Consider the following 15967-nt stretch of genomic DNA (forward strand, 5'->3'; position numbering starts at 1 on the left):
AGTGCTGCAACCAGTGTGAAAGTAGGTCATCGTCAGGCTTGTTATTCCCAAGAACCCTCGTTACGAAAGTAGCGAGGGTTTTTGCTTTGCGCGTTTGGTTTTTAATCAGGTTGCCGGCGCAGTAAATTCCGTTGTGACCGGAGGTTCGCGTGCTGTCATCGCGGCCTGGATGCCATGATTCGCGCCAGGATATTCGTGAAGATGGCTTGGCGTGACTCCGGTTCTGTCCCCCGCACTCACAAAACGGCGTACTGCTTCATCTTTTCCACAAGCGCTCTCAGCGCATCGTCCGGGTATCGGGCGATCCACCCCCCTTCTTCATATCGCCTCCGAACCGCCCAACACCGGGCGTGCTTTGTCTTTTCCACAGTCCATCAACAAGAAAAGCCGGCTTATGTTTTCCACAGGTCCAACTCCCGCAGAACTGGACGTGACTGGCCGTGGATGATTTGTCCACAGCAATCCTGAGGAGTGAGTCCTGCCTTCTCAGGTCAACCTCATCATTTTGTAGAACAAAGTAGCGGATCATTTTCTAAGTTCGTGGAATCATCCAGAAAAAACATGAACCCAAAAGAAAAGCCGGCAAAGCCGGCTTTTCTAATCAATGGATGATGACAAGATCACGGTGGAAAACTAAGCAACTTATCCCCAATCCCGCCAGGGATGCGGTTCAAGCTACTTTGTCCACAGCCTGAACTAACTGAAAACAGGCAGCAAAAACTTATACACAGGCATTCCATGAGCCTATTCCATTCTGCGCTGAATGAAGAACAGGCCAAACAAAAACTAAGTTTTCCACACCCTCCACATTCCTGCGACTCAACGCTCACCCGGCAACAGATCTGAAATGCACCAGCGCATTCAAGCCTTCAACCGCCCCCTCCTTGCTGATCCGGTTGCGCAAGCTGATGGTCGCCTGCATCGAATCGACGATCTCTCCACAGATGGTCAGGCCCAAGCCCCCCGCAGATGAGACATTGGAAGAAAATGCCTTGAACACATTCTCCATCGCCTGGTCATCGATTCCCTCTCCGCTATCCCAGATCAGCAGCTCGGCGACATCCTCCCGTGTACTGATGCGAATGCCCAGCCGTCCTTGCACAGGCGTATGCCGGATCGCGTTATGCAGCAGGTTGGAAATGAGCTCCCCGATCATCCACGGATGACCCATCACCAGAATCTTCTCTCCCTCCAGCTCGAAGTCCAGGTCCTTCTCCGCAATCAGCGGTGACAAGTCCACCGCCGTCTCGCGCGCCAGCATCCCCAGGTCACACACCTCCTGCGCACCCCGTCCACGTATCTGCTCCACCTTGGCCAGCGACAGCAATTGATTGGCCAGCGTTGTGGCCCGCTCCACGGTGCCTGACATCTCCTGCCAGATCACCGGTGCCGGTGCATCGCCGCGCAAGCCCGACTGCAACTGGGTTTTCAGCACGGCCAATGGCGTGCGCAACTGATGCGAGGCATTGGCCACGAAGCGTTGCTGATGATCCAGCAGCCGCCGCAAGCGCGCCATCAACTGATTCAATGCATCGATGAACGGCTGCAATTCACGCGGCGCCATCGGCGGTGCCACCGGCGAGAGATCATCGGCCGGCCGCTCATCAAGTTGCCGCCGCAAGGCATCCACCGGCTGCAGCGCACGCCGCACCACATACAAGGTCACCGACACGATCACCACCAGCAGGGCCGCCTGCCGGATCAGCGTCTCCCAGAAAATCTTGCGTGCCAGCGCACTGCGGTTCTCCATCGTCTCGGCCACCTGCACCAGTGCCGCGCCGCGCGGATCATTGGTCACCACCGGCTGGAACAGCGCAGCCACCCGGACCGGCACGCCGTTGTAGGTATCTTCGTAGATATGCGCCAAGGCCGGGTAGATGGCTTCCTTGTCCGCCTTCCCCTTGTAGGAAGGGAGATCCTGATCGCCCTCGAAGAACTTGCCGTCCAGGCCGTTGATGCGATAGATCATCCGGCTCGAGTAATCGGCCTCATAGATTTCCAGCGCAGCATAAGGCAGCGATGCCTTGAGCTCGCCATTCTCGATGCGCAGCAGATCGCCAATCGAGTGCACCGATGCAATCAGCATCCGGTCATAAGCGGTATTGACCGACTCCAGCGTATTTCGATAGAGCGAAAAGGAATCGATGACGATGAACAGCGCAATCGGTGAAATGATCCACGCCAGCAAATAGGCGCGCACCGAGCGGCGCCGCGAAAACAGATGTGCCACGTCCTCAGCCCTCGCCACCCTGCTGCTGCCGATCCCGCAGCAGATACCCCAGTCCGCGCAGGGTCATGATTTCCGCACCGGTCTCCATGAGTTTCTTGCGCACCCGGTGCACCACCACTTCGATGGCTTCAAGTTGCGTATTCTCTTCCATCGGGAAAACCAGCCTGAACAATTTCTCCTTGGTCACCGCATGTCCCGGTTTGGCGATCAATGCCTTGAGCAGCGTATGCTCGCGCGGCGTCAATTCCAGCGGCTCATCATCGCAATAGAAGGCGCCCGAGGCACGATCAAAGCGCAAGCGCCCGCAGCGCTGACCGCCATCATCGGCATTGGTCCGCCGCCGCAGCAGCGCACGGATGCGCGCATCGAGCTCATCCAGGTCGAAGGGCTTGGCCAGGTAGTCATCCGCCCCGGCATTCAGCCCCACGACCCGATCCCCGACCGCACCGCGTGCCGTCAGCACGATCACCGGCGTACCGATGTCCTGCGAGCGTATGCGCTGCAGCAGGTGCAGCCCGTCCAGCCCGGGAATATTGAGATCGAGCACGACCAGGTCGCCGATCCCATCCTTGATGTGCGAGAGCGCACTGATGCCATCGCCGCAATGCGTCACCTGGAAGCCGCGCCGCTCCAGCGCGCGCACCAGGGCGCGCGACATGTCGATGTCATCCTCTACCAGCAGGATATGCATGATCTCCCGTGTCGTTATCGTTGTGCAGCCGCCTTTATACCGCCAATCCACGCGGGGCGCGAGCCCCGGCTCCCCACGCCTTGAAAGCAGATTGAAAGCCACTGGAAAGGCAGCTGACAGGAAACCCCCTCATCAGCGGCATCGCCCCATGGCAAAAGGCGCTGCGCTCGCCTACACTCCCGCACATCGCCGGCCACGCTTCGAACAACACCGCCGTCGCGACCGGCACCAAGACCAAAACCATCTCCAGGAGACAGCATGACCCCACGTCTGATCAAGACCCTGTTGGCACTCGCCCTGGCCGCTCCGGCCATCGCCTTCGCCCAGGACACCTGCAGCAATCGCGGCGACCTCGACCAGCAATACTGCGACGCCAATCACGACCTGACCGCCGACACCCCCACCGATCCCAAGAAGCTGAAGAACCCCAATACCCTGGTCTTCACCTTCACCCCGGTGGAAGATCCGGCCGTCTACGACAAGATCTTCAAGCCCTTCACCGACTACCTGTCGCAATGTACCGCCAAGAAGGTGGTCTTCTTCCAGGTCCAATCCAACGCCGCTGAGATCGAAGCCATGCGCTCGGGCCGCCTGCACGTCGGTGGCTTCTCGCCGGGACCGACCAACTTCGCCGTCAACATCGCCGGTGCCGTGCCGTTTGCCGTCATCGGTGACGCCAAGGGTTATCAGGGTTATACCCTCAACGTGATCGTGCGCAAGGATAGCCCGATCCAGAAGATGACCGACCTCAAGGGCAAGAAGGTCGCCCACACCGCGCCTTCGTCGAACTCCGGCCACATGGCCCCGATGGCCTTGTTCCCCAAGCTGGGCGTGACCCCGGACAAGGACTACAAGGTCATCTTCTCCGGCAAGCATGACCAGTCCATCCTGGGCGTGAACTCGGGCGACTACGATGCTGCCGCCGTGGCCTCCGACGTGTTTGACCGCATGGTTGAACGTGGCGTCATCAAGGCCGAGAACTTCCGCGTCATCTGGCACAGCGAGAAATTCCCGACCCAGGACTTCGCCTATGCGCATGACCTGGAGCCGAACTTCCGCGACAAGATGCTCAAGTGCTTCTACGACTATCGTTTCACCGATGAGCTCAAGAAGGCCTTCGCCGGTTCCGATCGCTTCTACCCGATCAACTACAAGAAGGACTTCGAGATGGTGCGCTTCGTCGCCCAGTCCGCCGGTGAATCCTTCAACCGCGCCGCCTACGACAAGCAGAACGCCGGCAAGAAGTAAGCATCGCCAGCAGGCATCCGCGGCCGTCCCGGTCCGGATGCCGCACCAGGATCCAATCACGCACCAGCAACACGGCCCCTGCTCTACGGCAGGGGTTGCGGCCCTTCGCATCCCGCGAGCTGCCGCGCAACACCAGAAACATCACCAGAGAAAGCGCCTCCCATGTCACACGCCATCGAAATCCAGGGCCTGGTCAAGGAATACAAGCCCGGTCATCCCATCCTCAAAGGCATCGACCTGAAGATTGGCGACGCCGGCCTGATCGCCATCATCGGCCCGTCCGGCACCGGCAAGTCCACCCTGATCCGCTGCATCAACCGCCTGGTCGATCCCAGCCGTGGTGCGATCTGGTTCGAGGGCGAAGGCAAGCGCGTGAACCTGGCCGAACTGCGTGGCCGCGCCCTGCGCGAACAGCGCCGCCACATCGGCATGGTGTTCCAGGAATACAACCTGGTGGAACGCCTTTCCGTCATGGAGAACCTGTTGTGCGGAAGACTGGGTTACGTCAATGCCTTCACCGCCTGGCGCCGCAACTTCGCCAAGGAAGACATCGCGCACGCCTTCGAGCTGCTGGACACCGTGGGCCTGGGCAACTTCGCCAACCAGCGTGCCGATGCGCTGTCGGGCGGCCAGCGCCAGCGCGTGGGCATCGCCCGCGCCCTGATGCAGCGCCCGCGCCTGCTGCTGGCCGATGAACCGACTTCTTCGCTGGATCCCAAGACCTCCTTCGAGATCATCTCGCTGCTCAAGGAACAGGGCCGCGCCCAGAAGATCCCGGTCATCGTCAACATCCACGACGTGGAGCTGGCCAAGCGCTATGCCGACCGCATCATCGGCATGTCCGGCGGCCACGTGGTCTACGACGGCAATGCCGAGAACCTGTCGGATGACTTCCTCAAACAGATCTACGGCGGCGAGGACTGGCTGGCATGACGACTTCGACGACTTCCTCCACGCCCCGCGTGAGCCTGGCCTTCAAGCCGCAGCTGGCCACCCGCGTGGTGATCTGGCTCATCGCCCTGTATGCGATCTATGCCGCCACGCAACTGGGTTTCTCCTGGGAGCGCTTCTCGTCCGGTCTCGGAAACGGCGCCAAGTTCCTGGGCCGCATGTTCCCGCCCGACCTGTCCAAGGGCGACATCCTCTGGGGCGGCATCAAGGAGACCCTGCAGATCGCCGTGCTGGCGTCGCTGTTCGGCATCCTCTTCTCGCTGCCCATCGGCCTCATGGGCGCACGCAACCTGATGCCCTCGTGGATCTCCTGGCCTGCACGCGCGCTGGTTTCGGTGTGCCGCTCGCTGCATCCGGTGATCGTGGCCATCCTGTTCGTCAAGGCCGTGGGCTTTGGCGCACTGGCCGGTGTGCTGGCGCTGATCGTGGCGTCCATCGGTTTCATCGGCAAGCTCTTTGCCGAAGCCATTGAAGAGATCTCCATCAAGCAGGTCGAGGCGATCCGCGCCACCGGTGCCTCCTTCATGAACGTCATTCTCTTCGGTGTGCTGCCGCAGGTGATGTCGCGCTTCGTCGGTTTCTCGACCTACCAGCTCGATTCCAACCTGCGCAACTCGACCATGGTCGGCATCGTCGGTGCGGGCGGCGTGGGCGGCGTGCTGTTCTCCGCCTTCCAGCGCTTCGACTACGACTTCGTGCTCACCATCCTGGTCACCATCATCACCATCATCGTCGTCGGCGAATTGCTGGCCAATTCGGTCAAGAAGGTCTTCAATGTCTGATACCGTCCTCCCCCGCCCCGCTGCCGCGCTCAACCCGGCCGAGCGCGAATGGCAGCGCCATACGCCCATGCAGCGCATCCTGCGCTTCACCGTGTGGCTGGTCATCGCCCTGGCCGTGGTGCAATCGCTGCGCTACATCGAGATCATCCCCGAGTTCCTCTACGATGCGCCCGAGCAGATGAGCGACATGCTCGCCCGCATGTGGCCCATCGACTGGGCCTACTTCAGCAGCGACGTGCAGGCCGGACTGATCGAGACCCTGCACATTGCTACGCTCGGTACCCTGCTCTCCATCGTGCTGGCCATTCCCTTCGGCCTGCTGGTGGCGCCCAACCTGACCCGCCATCGCGGCCTGAACCTGTTCGCCCGCATCGTGCTGGTGGCCAGCCGCTCGGTCAATTCGCTGGTGTGGGCACTGCTGTTCCTGGCCATCTTCGGACCCGGCCCGCTGGCAGGCACCCTGGCCATCGCCTTCCGCTCCATCGGCTTCGTCGGCAAGATGGCCGGCGAGACCATCGAACAGATGCCGCGCGGCCCCATCGAAGCCCTGCAGGCGTCGGGCGCGAGCAAGTTCTCCGAGATCTGGTATGGCTACTGGCCGCAACTGAAGCCCGCCTTCATGTCCATCGTGCTGCTGCGCTGGGACATCAACGTGCGTGAATCGGCCGTGCTGGGCATCGTCGGTGCCGGCGGCGTGGGCATGGTGCTCGATACCGCCTTGAACCTGTTCCAGTGGCCGCGCGTGGCGACGGTCCTGGTCTCGATCTTCGCCATCGTGATCGTGACCGAAGTGGTGGTCACGCAAATCCGCAAGCGCATACTCTGACCGGGAGCCAGCATGAAAGCACGTGGCATGGAAGGCATCACCTATCCCCCGCAGTACGATGTGCTGGTAGTCGGCGGCGGCATCAACGGCGCCGGCATCGCGCGCGATGCCGCCGGGCGTGGCCTGTCGGTGGCGCTGTGCGAACAGCACGATCTGGCGCAGCATACCTCGTCATCCTCCAGCAAGCTCATCCACGGTGGCCTGCGCTACCTGGAACATTATGAGTTCGGGCTGGTGCGCAAGGCATTGATCGAACGCGAGGTACTCTTGCGCAGCGCCCCGCACATCATGTGGCCGCTGCGCTTCGTGATGCCGCATGACCAGGGGCAGCGTCCTGCCTGGCTGATCCGTTTGGGCATGTTCCTCTACGATCACCTGGCGCGGCGTGAACTGTTGCCCGGTTCGCGTGCGCTGGACCTGCGCCGTCACGCCTCGGGTGCGCCATTGAAAGCGCAGTTCACGCGTGGCTTCGTCTATTCCGATGGCTGGGTTGACGATGCCCGGCTGGTGGTGTTGAACGCCATGGATGCCGCCGAAAAAGGCGCGCACATCATGACCCGCACCCGCTGTGAATCCCTGACCCGCCAGGACAACGGCTGGCAAGCGGTGCTGCGCCGCGAGGACGGCCATGCCATGCAGGTGCGTGCACGCTGCGTGGTCAACGCCGCCGGCCCGTGGGTGGCGCAGTTCCTGGGCGGTGCAGCCCACGTGCATTCGAGCAAGTCGGTGCGCCTGGTCAAGGGTAGCCACATCGTGGTGCCGCGCCTGTTCGAACACGATCACGCCTACATCTTCCAGAACCCGGATGGCCGCATCGTCTTCGCCATTCCCTACGAGCAGGACTTCACGCTCATCGGTACCACCGATATCGAGTACCAGGGCCGGGTGGAAGACGTGGCCATCTCCGAGGATGAGACGGCTTATCTCTGCCAGCTCGCCAATCGCTATTTTGAGAAGCCCATTACGCCGGCCGACGTGGTGTGGTCCTATTCAGGCGTACGCCCGCTGCTGGAAGATGCCGCCGCCGATGCCTCGGCCGTCACGCGCGACTACCAGCTCGACCTGAACACGCAAGGCGCCCCGCTGCTCTCCATCTTCGGCGGCAAGATCACCACCTTCCGCAAGCTGGCCGAGGAAGCGGTGGACATGATCGCGCCGGTGCTGGGCAACCAGCGCGGTGCCTGGACAGAACACGGCTGCCTGCCGGGTGGCGACCTGTATGGTGCGCAGCCGTCGAACCGCTCGGTGCGCCAGTTCGATCACTACGTGCAGGGCTTGCAGCAGCAGTATCCGTGGCTGCCCGCCACATTGTTGCAACGCTATGCACGCGCCTATGGCAGCCGCACGCACGCGCTGCTGGAAGGAAGAAAGACCTTGGAAGAGATGGGAGAAGAAATCCTGGGCGGGCTCTATGCCGCCGAGGTGGACTACTTGTTGCGCCACGAATGGGCCACCAATGCGGCCGACATCCTGTGGCGGCGTTCCAAGCTCGGCCTGCATTTCCCCAAGGGCAGCGAGGCCGTGCTGGACGCCTGGCTGGCCGCGCGCGGCGGCCAGTCTCCAGGTCAGGAACAACCCGCCGAAGCGGGCGAGTTGCTTCAGGCAGCCAGCAGGTAAGCACCCACGGCGGCGATGCCGACGCCGCCGATGCGCACCACGCGGTCAGCCATCTGCTTGCCCGCGACCAGGCCGATGCCCAGGCCGGCGGCATGCAGCAGTGCGGTGGCGGCGATGAAGCCGGCACCGTACAGGGCGGCCGAGCTGCCGTGCGGCAGTTCAGCGCCGTGCGCGTAGCCATGGAACATCGCGAAGACCGACACCACCAGCGTGCTGCCCCACAGCGGCAGGCGCACGGCGAAGGCGATCAGCAGACCCAGCACGGCCACCGAGGCGGCGATACCGGTTTCCACGGCCGGCATCTGCAGGCCGGCGAAGGCCAGCAGCGCACCTGCCACCATCATCAGCGGGAAGGCCAGCGGCAGCACCCACAGGGCGCGCTGCTTGTTCTGTGCCGCCCACAGGCCCACGGCCAGCATGGCCAGCAGGTGGTCGATGCCCGAGAACGGGTGGGCGAAGCCGGCCGCCATGCTGGCCGAGGCATCCATGGTGGAACCCGGATGGCCGGGATGCGCCAGGGCAGTGCCGGCCGCCAGTGCGGTGACGGCCAGAACGCCCAGGCGGGCACGGGTCTTGGTCGAGAGGGTCAACATGTTTTCTCCTTGGGCTGATACGGCAGATTCTTGATCGGTGAAATGACAGGGTTCAGGTTCAGTTCTTCGGCTTCTCGTCCAGCAAGCCCTGCTTGCGGATGTATTCGATGACCTTCTCCACCCCGTCGCCACTGCGCAGGTTGGTGAACACGAAGGGGCGTTCACCGCGCATGCGCTTGGCATCGGCCGCCATGATATCCAGATTTGCGCCCACATAGGGAGCTAGGTCGGTCTTGTTGATGATGAGCAGGTCCGAACGGGTGATGCCGGGGCCGCCCTTGCGCGGGATCTTTTCGCCGCCGGCCACGTCGATCACGTAGATGGTCAGGTCCGACAGTTCCGGGCTGAAGGTAGCGGCCAGGTTGTCGCCGCCGGACTCCACCAGGATCAGGTCCAGGTCCGGGAAATCGGCGCTCATGCGGGCGATGGCTTCCAGGTTGATGGAGGCGTCCTCGCGGATGGCGGTGTGCGGGCAGCCGCCGGTTTCCACACCCATCAGGCGTTCTGCCGGCAACGCATCGGCGCGCAGCAGGATTTCCATGTCTTCCTTGGTGTAGATGTCATTGGTGATGACGGCCATGTCGTAATGGTCGCGCATGCGCTTGCACAGCATTTCGCACAGCGCCGTCTTGCCGGAACCGACCGGGCCGCCGATGCCCACGCGCAGCGGATTGGAAGTGGAGTTGCTCATGGTTGGTCTCTTGATCTCTTGGTCGTGTTGGAACGAAAACGATATAAACGATTTCGGTAATTCAATCATTAAGAACGATAGATGCGGCTGTACTGCACCTCATGCTGCATCGACAGCAGCGACAGCCCCGGTGCCCAGTTGCACAGCTCGTCATCCTCCAGCGTCAGCGCGGTGGCCGCGGCCTTTTCCAGTTCCGGCTGCAGCGACAGCAGGATGCGCTGCCCCGCCACTTGGCCCAGTGGCACGGTCTTCACGCAGGCCAGCACCTGGTTCTCGGCCCAGGCGAACAGCATGCCCAGCACCGCCGCCTCGCGCGGCACCTGCAGGGCCACGGTGGCAAAGGCCAGCGAGGTGGGCAGCGGCAGTTCCGGCTGCGCCTGCAGGAGGGCCAGCAAGCCCTCATCGCCCAGCTTCAGGTCGGTCGCCAGTTTGCCCAGCGAATAGCCCATCTGAATGGTTTCGGCACGAAACTCGGACGTATCGCGGGCCGCGATGAAGCGTTCGGTCCACAACGTGACCTTTTCTGCATCACGGGCCTCGAAGGCCGCCACCAGCCGCGCAAAGATGGGGGCCTCGAAACGCGCCACCACCTCATGCAGCGCATGGCCGATCCAGGCGCGGGCCGTGGCTTCACTGCTCACGCGTCCACCCTCGATGGCCGCCTCCAGTCCTTGCGAATAGCTGTACGCGCCGATCGGCAAGGACGGGCTGCTCAGTTGCAGCAGATGCAGCAAGGCGGCAGCTTGCATGGGGTCAGCCCTCTTCCTTCTTGTCGCCGGGACGATGGATTTTCTGGCGCAGCGGAATCGGTGCCAGCGGATTGTGGTGATGGTCATCGCCATGATGGTGATGGCCGCCCCCATAGGCGCCCGCTTCCGGCTCGAAAGCCGCCAGTTCTTCAGTCACGCGCGCCCCCAGCCCTTCCAGCATTTCCTTCAACACCGGATCCTTGCGGATACGCAGGAAACCCGCACCCCCCTCGTGGCCCACATGCGCCTGGGTGTGACGATTGCCGAGGTGGAAGGCGCAACGCAGCAGCAGGTGCGCATCGGCCGCATCGACGCGATAGGTCGCTTCGGCCTTGGCGATGATCTTGACCACGCGGCCATCATCGCCGCGCAGCAGGTCGCCATCGCGCAGCACCGTACCGCGCACGGTGAACACCGCCACGTCCTCGCCCGAACGCAGGGTGGCGCGCAGGCGGCTCTTCTCGCGCTGGTCATAGGGCAGTTCCAGTTCGCCGTCGATCTGCTCGGCCTGGGCTATCTTGGTATTGAGAGTGAGCATGAAAAAATCTAAAGAAAATCAGAACAGGAAATAACGTTGTGCCAGCGGCAGCGAGACCGCCGGTTCGCACACCAGCAGCTCGCCATCGGCGCGCACTTCATAGGTTTCGGAATCGACTTCCATCTTCGGCGTGGCACCGTTGTGGATCATGTCGCGCTTGCGCAGGTTGCGCATGTTCTTCACGGCCACCACCGGCTTGTTCAGTTTCAGCTGTTCACCGATGCCGGCATCGAAGGCCGCCTGCGAGACGAAGGTCATCGAGGTCTTCAGTCCACCGCCATAGGCACCGAACATCATCCGGTAATGCACCGGCTGCGGGGTCGGGATGGAGGCATTGGGGTCACCCATCTGGGCGGCCGCGATCATGCCGCTCTTCAGGATCATCGAGGGTTTGGCCCCGAAGAAGGCCGGCTTCCACAGCACGATGTCGGCGATCTTGCCCACTTCCAGCGAGCCGACCACGTGCGAGATGCCGTGGGTGATGGCCGGATTGATGGTGTACTTGGCGATGTAGCGCTTGATGCGGAAGTTGTCGTTGCGCGACGTGTCTTCCTTGAGCGAACCGCGCTGCACCTTCATCTTGTGCGCGGTCTGCCAGGTGCGCATGATCACTTCACCCACGCGGCCCATGGCCTGCGAGTCAGACGACATCATCGAGATCGCACCGATGTCATGCAGGATGTCTTCGGCGGCAATGGTCTCGCGGCGGATGCGCGATTCGGCAAAGGCGATGTCTTCGGCGATGGCCGGGTCCAGGTGATGGCAGACCATCAGCATGTCCAGGTGTTCGTCCAGCGTATTGACCGTGAAGGGACGCGTCGGATTGGTCGAGGACGGCAGCACGTTGCCCTCGCCCACGGCCGCGATGATGTCCGGTGCGTGGCCGCCGCCCGCACCTTCGGTGTGGAAGGTGTGGATGGTGCGGTCCTTGAAGGCCGCCAGCGTGTGCTCCAGGAAACCGCCCTCATTGAGCGTATCGGTGTGGATGGCCACCTGGATATCCATGCGGTCGGCCACCGTCAGGCAGTTGTCGATGGCGGCAGGTGTCGAGCCCCAGTCTTCGTGCAGTTTCAAGCCGATGGCACCGGCGCGGATCTGTTCTTCCAGCGGTAGCGGCAGGCTGACGTTGCCCTTGCCGAGGAAACCGAGGTTCATCGGGAAGGCGTCCGCCGCGGCCAGCATGGAATGGATGTGCCAGGGGCCCGGCGTGCAGGTGGTGGCGGCCGTGCCGACGGCAGGACCGGTGCCGCCGCCCAGCATGGTGGTGACGCCACTCATGAGGGCTTCCTCGATCTGCTGCGGACAGATGAAGTGGATGTGGCTGTCGATGCCGCCGGCGGTGACGATCATGCCTTCACCGGCGATGATTTCGGTCGCCCCGCCGATGGCCATGGTCACACCGGGCTGGATGTCGGGGTTGCCGGCCTTGCCGATGCCGGCGATCTTGCCGGACTTGATGCCGATGTCGGCCTTGACGATGCCCCAGTGATCGACGATGAGCGCGTTGGTGATGACGGTATCCATCACCTCGGCATGGGCGCGCTGCGACTGGCCCATGCCGTCGCGGATCACCTTGCCGCCGCCGAATTTGACTTCCTCGCCATAGACCGTGTAATCCTTCTCCACTTCCAGGAACAGTTCGGTGTCGGCCAGGCGCACGCGGTCGCCGACGGTGGGGCCGAACATTTCGGCATAGGCCGAACGGGAGATCTTGCTCATTTGGTTTGCCCCTTCTTGTCGTTGCCATGCTGGGCCTTCAGCTTGCCCATCACCAGCGCATTGAAGCCGTAGACGCGGCGGTCCCCCGCCAGCGCCACCAGTTCCACCGTGCGTTCCTGACCGGGCTCGAAGCGCACTGCGGTCCCGGCCGCGATGTTCAAGCGCATACCATAGGCCGCTTCACGCTCGAAGCGCAGTGCCGGATTGGTTTCGTAGAAATGGAAGTGGGAGCCGACCTGGATAGGACGGTCGCCGCTGTTGGCCACCGTCACCGTCACGGTGGGGCGGCCGACGTTGAGTTCGATGTCGCCGGGTTCGACCAGCATTTCGCCTGGAATCATGACGCGCTCCTCAAGGAATCGGATGGTGGACGGTGACCAGCTTGCTGCCATCGGGGAAGGTGGCTTCGACCTGGATGTCGGGGATCATCTCGGGCACGCCTTCCATGACGTCCTCGCGGGTCAGGATGGTGGTGCCCTCGGACATCAGCTCGGCCACGGTCTTGCCATCGCGCGCACCCTCCATGATGGCGGCGGTGATCAGCGCCACCGCTTCCGGATAGTTGAGCTTGAGGCCACGGGCCTTGCGGCGCTCGGCCAGCAGCGCGGCGGTGAAGATGAGCAGCTTGTCTTTTTCTCTTGGTGTCAGTTCCATGTTGGCTCCTGGCCGTTTGGCGGCCTTCAGGTTCTATAACGTACGGAGAGGCTTGATTCAGTTTTCCTGATGCAGCGTTTTACGTCGTGTTCAAGTATTCCAGATGCGCGGAATGGCCGCGTCCTTGCCGGTGACGGCCGGGCGCAGCACATGCCAGGCCGCATGCAGCCACTGCCGCGCCACCAGGCTGGATTGCCCCATGTAGCGTGCGATCAGTACCTGCTTCATCAGCGTGGCACCGCTGCGTCCTTCCAGTTGCAGGGCGCCGATGGTCTCGCGCAGCCGTCCGAGGAGCGCCGCATCCATGCCATCGCCCACGGCGATCAAGGTGCCGCAGATGCTCTGCCCATCCAGCGCCAGCGGGCCTTGCATGGCACCCGCCTCGGCCTGCAGGCGGCCCTGCTCGAACCACACCAGCTTGCCGCCACGGCGGATGCTGGTGCGCTGGCTGACGGCACCGGTGTTGAAGGTTTCGCCCGACGCGGTGCGGCCGAAGCAGAGGATTTCCGCGCCCAGGTACGCCGCATCGGCGGCCAGGGTCACTTCATGTTCCATGCGCACGTCGGCCCCATCGAAGAAGATGGTTTCCTGCGGCAGCCATTCCAGCGTGGCTCCTGCTGCCGCGTCGAGCCTGACGGCCTGGCGCGAGGATTGGCCATTGGCGCGATACCACTTGCCCGCACCGGGCGTGGTCAGCAGCACATGGGCGCGTTCGTCCGCTTCAGCGGTGATGGAGAGCTGGTCGCCACCGACGATGCCGCCCGGCGGGTGGACGATGATGGCGTGGCAGATGGACGGGTCTTCGGGATAGAGCGGCTTCTGTACGCGCAGGGGTCCGAAGTGCTGGCGGCGCATCAGGCGCGTGGTGCCTTTGTCGTCGGCAAAGCCCAGCGCCAGGCGTGCCTGGTCCGGCGCATGCCGCAGGGGCGCACCTGGTGTCGCGGGGGCCGGCATGCTGGCGGGTTCCGGATGGCCGGGGAGTCGTTTCATACCTGGTTCTTCATTGCGTGGAAGGCGGCGTGTGCAAGCGGACTGCCTGGCCGCGAACATGCGACTTTATAGCAGACCCGCTGCAAACGCGCAGCCTTCCTTTGCGACGGTATCAGACCGCCAGATGCTTCTTCACGTCTTCGCCATCCATCTGGTCCTGGGTACCGGCCGCGACCACTTCGCCGCGCGACATCACCACGAAGGTATCGGCCAGTTCACGGGCGAAGTCGAAATACTGCTCGCACAGCAGGATGCCGATGTCGCCGCGCTGGCGCAGCAGGCTGATGACGCGGCCGATGTCCTTGATGATGGAAGGCTGGATGCCCTCCGTCGGTTCATCCAGGATGATCAGCTTGGGCTCGGCCAGCAGCGCCCGGGCAATGGCCAGCTGCTGCTGTTGGCCGCCGGAAAGATCGCCGCCGCGACGATGCAGCATTTCCTTCAAGACCGGGAAGAGTTCATAGACCTCGCCCTTGATGGTGGAGGCACGGCGGCCCGACAGCGTAGCCATGCCCATGAGCATGTTTTCCTCCACCGTCAGGCGCGCGAAGATCTCGCGTCCCTGCGGCACGTAGGCGATGCCCAGCTTGGCGCGCTGGTGCGGCTTGAGACGGGTGATGTCCTGGCCTTCGAAGCTGACGTTGCCCTTGGCCACCGGCAGCACGCCCATCAGGCATTTCAGGAGCGTGGTCTTGCCCACGCCATTGCGGCCCAGCAGGGACAAGACTTTGCCCTTCTGCACATCGAGCGAGACGCCGCGCAGGGTATGCGCCGCGCCGTAGTACTGGTTCAGTTCATTGACTTGCAGCATGGATGATGGTCTCCGCTCTTATCGTCCCAGGTAGACTTCGATGACGCGTTCGTTGGATTGCACCTGGCGCATGTTGCCTTCGGCCAGGACCGATCCTTCGTGCAGCACGGTCACCTTGCCACCTTGGGCGATCTCCTCGACGAAGCCCATGTCGTGTTCCACCACCATGATGGAATGCTTGCCGCGCAGCTCGTTCAACAGCTCGGCGGTGCGCGCGGTCTCGGCGTCGGACATGCCGGCCACCGGTTCATCGAGCAACAGCAATTGCGGTTCCTGCATCAACAGCATGCCGATCTCCAGCCACTGCTTCTGCCCGTGCGAGAGCAGGCCGGCCACGCGGTGTTCCTGGCCGTTCAGGCGGATCAGCTTGAGGATTTCCTCGATCTTGCCGATCTGCTCCGAGGACAGGCGCGCAAAGAGCGTGGTCTTGACGCGCTTGTCCATCTTCATCGCCAGTTCCAGGTTCTCGAACACGGTGTGCTGCTCGAACACCGTCGGACGCTGGAACTTGCGGCCGATGCCCGCATGCGCGATCTCGTATTCGGTCATCTTGGTCAGGTCGATGGTCTGGCCGAAGAAGGCGGTACCGGCGGTGGGCCGGGTCTTGCCGGTGATGACGTCCATCATCGTGGTCTTGCCCGCACCATTGGGGCCGATGATGCAGCGCAGTTCACCGACCGAAATATCCAGGTTCAGGTTGTTGATGGCCTTGAAGCCATCGAAGGACACCGTGATGTTTTCCAGGTAGAGGATGGCACCGTGGGTGGTATCGACACCCTCGGGTTTGATGCGTTCGTAGGATGCGCCGTGGTCGGCGCGGGGCGTGTCGACGTTACCGCCCAGGCCGCCGATGCCTACCGCGTTTTTTCCCATGCTT

17 protein-coding genes are annotated in these 15967 nt (G+C 62.8%); 5 read left to right on the forward strand and 12 right to left on the reverse strand.

Features of this window, described 5'->3' with window-relative positions; all coding sequences use genetic code 11:
- Positions 1-826 precede the first annotated feature (826 nt).
- The gene (locus CEJ45_RS12300) at positions 827-2230 is read right to left on the reverse strand and encodes a sensor histidine kinase (RefSeq protein WP_088755401.1); all 1404 of its coding nucleotides are present in this window, start codon (positions 2228-2230) and stop codon (positions 827-829) included.
- A 4-nt stretch (positions 2231-2234) separates the two neighbouring features.
- Complete coding sequence (locus CEJ45_RS12305) at positions 2235-2921, reverse strand: response regulator transcription factor (RefSeq protein ID WP_088755402.1); 687 nt, start codon at positions 2919-2921, stop codon at positions 2235-2237.
- Positions 2922-3179: 258 nt separating this feature from the next.
- On the opposite strand from CEJ45_RS12305, the gene phnD reads away from it, so the two are divergent.
- The 5 genes from phnD (at position 3180) to glpD (ending at position 8345) form a co-directional block, all read left to right on the forward strand.
- Complete coding sequence (gene phnD, locus CEJ45_RS12310) at positions 3180-4169, forward strand: phosphate/phosphite/phosphonate ABC transporter substrate-binding protein (RefSeq protein ID WP_088755403.1); 990 nt, start codon at positions 3180-3182, stop codon at positions 4167-4169.
- A gap of 162 nt (positions 4170-4331) precedes the next feature.
- Positions 4332-5102: a phosphonate ABC transporter ATP-binding protein gene (phnC, locus tag CEJ45_RS12315; RefSeq protein WP_013236645.1), complete on the forward strand. Its 771-nt coding sequence runs from the start codon at positions 4332-4334 to the stop codon at positions 5100-5102.
- Positions 5099-5902 (forward strand): phosphonate ABC transporter, permease protein PhnE, encoded by an 804-nt coding sequence (gene phnE, locus CEJ45_RS12320; RefSeq protein WP_088755404.1) that lies wholly within the window; start codon positions 5099-5101, stop codon positions 5900-5902. Before phnC ends, phnE (CEJ45_RS12320) begins: the two co-directional genes overlap by 4 nt.
- A complete protein-coding gene (phnE, locus tag CEJ45_RS12325; protein WP_088755405.1) occupies positions 5895-6728 on the forward strand; it encodes a phosphonate ABC transporter, permease protein PhnE in 834 nt (277 codons plus the stop codon). The genes phnE (CEJ45_RS12320) and phnE (CEJ45_RS12325) overlap by 8 nt, the downstream gene beginning before the upstream one ends.
- 12 nt (positions 6729-6740) lie before the next feature.
- Positions 6741-8345 (forward strand): glycerol-3-phosphate dehydrogenase, encoded by a 1605-nt coding sequence (gene glpD, locus CEJ45_RS12330; RefSeq protein ID WP_088755406.1) that lies wholly within the window; start codon positions 6741-6743, stop codon positions 8343-8345.
- On the opposite strand, the gene CEJ45_RS12335 is transcribed toward glpD, so the two are convergent.
- The 10 genes from CEJ45_RS12335 to urtD all read right to left on the reverse strand — a co-directional run bounded on the left by CEJ45_RS12335 (position 8327) and on the right by urtD (position 15963).
- Positions 8327-8938: a HupE/UreJ family protein gene (locus CEJ45_RS12335; protein WP_088755407.1), complete on the reverse strand. Its 612-nt coding sequence runs from the start codon at positions 8936-8938 to the stop codon at positions 8327-8329. The genes glpD and CEJ45_RS12335 overlap by 19 nt on opposite strands.
- A gap of 58 nt (positions 8939-8996) precedes the next feature.
- Entirely contained in the window at positions 8997-9629 is a 633-nt protein-coding gene (gene ureG / locus CEJ45_RS12340) for an urease accessory protein UreG (protein ID WP_013236640.1), read from the reverse strand.
- A gap of 68 nt (positions 9630-9697) precedes the next feature.
- Positions 9698-10378 carry an urease accessory protein UreF gene (locus CEJ45_RS12345; protein ID WP_088755408.1) on the reverse strand — a complete coding sequence of 227 codons (681 nt, stop codon included), beginning with the start codon at positions 10376-10378 and terminating at the stop codon, positions 9698-9700.
- A 4-nt stretch (positions 10379-10382) separates the two neighbouring features.
- A complete protein-coding gene (gene ureE / locus CEJ45_RS12350; protein WP_088755409.1) occupies positions 10383-10916 on the reverse strand; it encodes an urease accessory protein UreE in 534 nt (177 codons plus the stop codon).
- Positions 10917-10934: 18 nt separating this feature from the next.
- The gene (gene ureC / locus CEJ45_RS12355) at positions 10935-12635 is read right to left on the reverse strand and encodes an urease subunit alpha (RefSeq protein ID WP_088755410.1); all 1701 of its coding nucleotides are present in this window, start codon (positions 12633-12635) and stop codon (positions 10935-10937) included.
- The gene (locus CEJ45_RS12360) at positions 12632-12976 is read right to left on the reverse strand and encodes an urease subunit beta (protein WP_034339857.1); all 345 of its coding nucleotides are present in this window, start codon (positions 12974-12976) and stop codon (positions 12632-12634) included. Before CEJ45_RS12360 ends, ureC begins: the two co-directional genes overlap by 4 nt.
- A gap of 10 nt (positions 12977-12986) precedes the next feature.
- A complete protein-coding gene (locus CEJ45_RS12365; RefSeq protein ID WP_088755411.1) occupies positions 12987-13289 on the reverse strand; it encodes an urease subunit gamma in 303 nt (100 codons plus the stop codon).
- A 90-nt stretch (positions 13290-13379) separates the two neighbouring features.
- Positions 13380-14279, reverse strand: coding sequence for an urease accessory protein UreD (locus CEJ45_RS12370; protein ID WP_420913291.1), 900 nt, complete (start codon positions 14277-14279; stop codon positions 13380-13382).
- Positions 14280-14391: 112 nt separating this feature from the next.
- Entirely contained in the window at positions 14392-15090 is a 699-nt protein-coding gene (gene urtE, locus CEJ45_RS12375) for an urea ABC transporter ATP-binding subunit UrtE (protein ID WP_008333719.1), read from the reverse strand.
- Between the two features lie 18 nt (positions 15091-15108).
- On the reverse strand, positions 15109-15963 hold the full coding sequence (urtD, locus tag CEJ45_RS12380) for an urea ABC transporter ATP-binding protein UrtD (protein ID WP_420913295.1): 855 nt from the start codon (positions 15961-15963) through the stop codon (positions 15109-15111).
- Positions 15964-15967 lie beyond the last annotated feature (4 nt).

The sequence above is a fragment of the Herbaspirillum aquaticum genome, assembly GCF_002213425.1.
GTDB classification, from domain to species: Bacteria; Pseudomonadota; Gammaproteobacteria; order Burkholderiales; family Burkholderiaceae_D; genus Herbaspirillum; species Herbaspirillum aquaticum.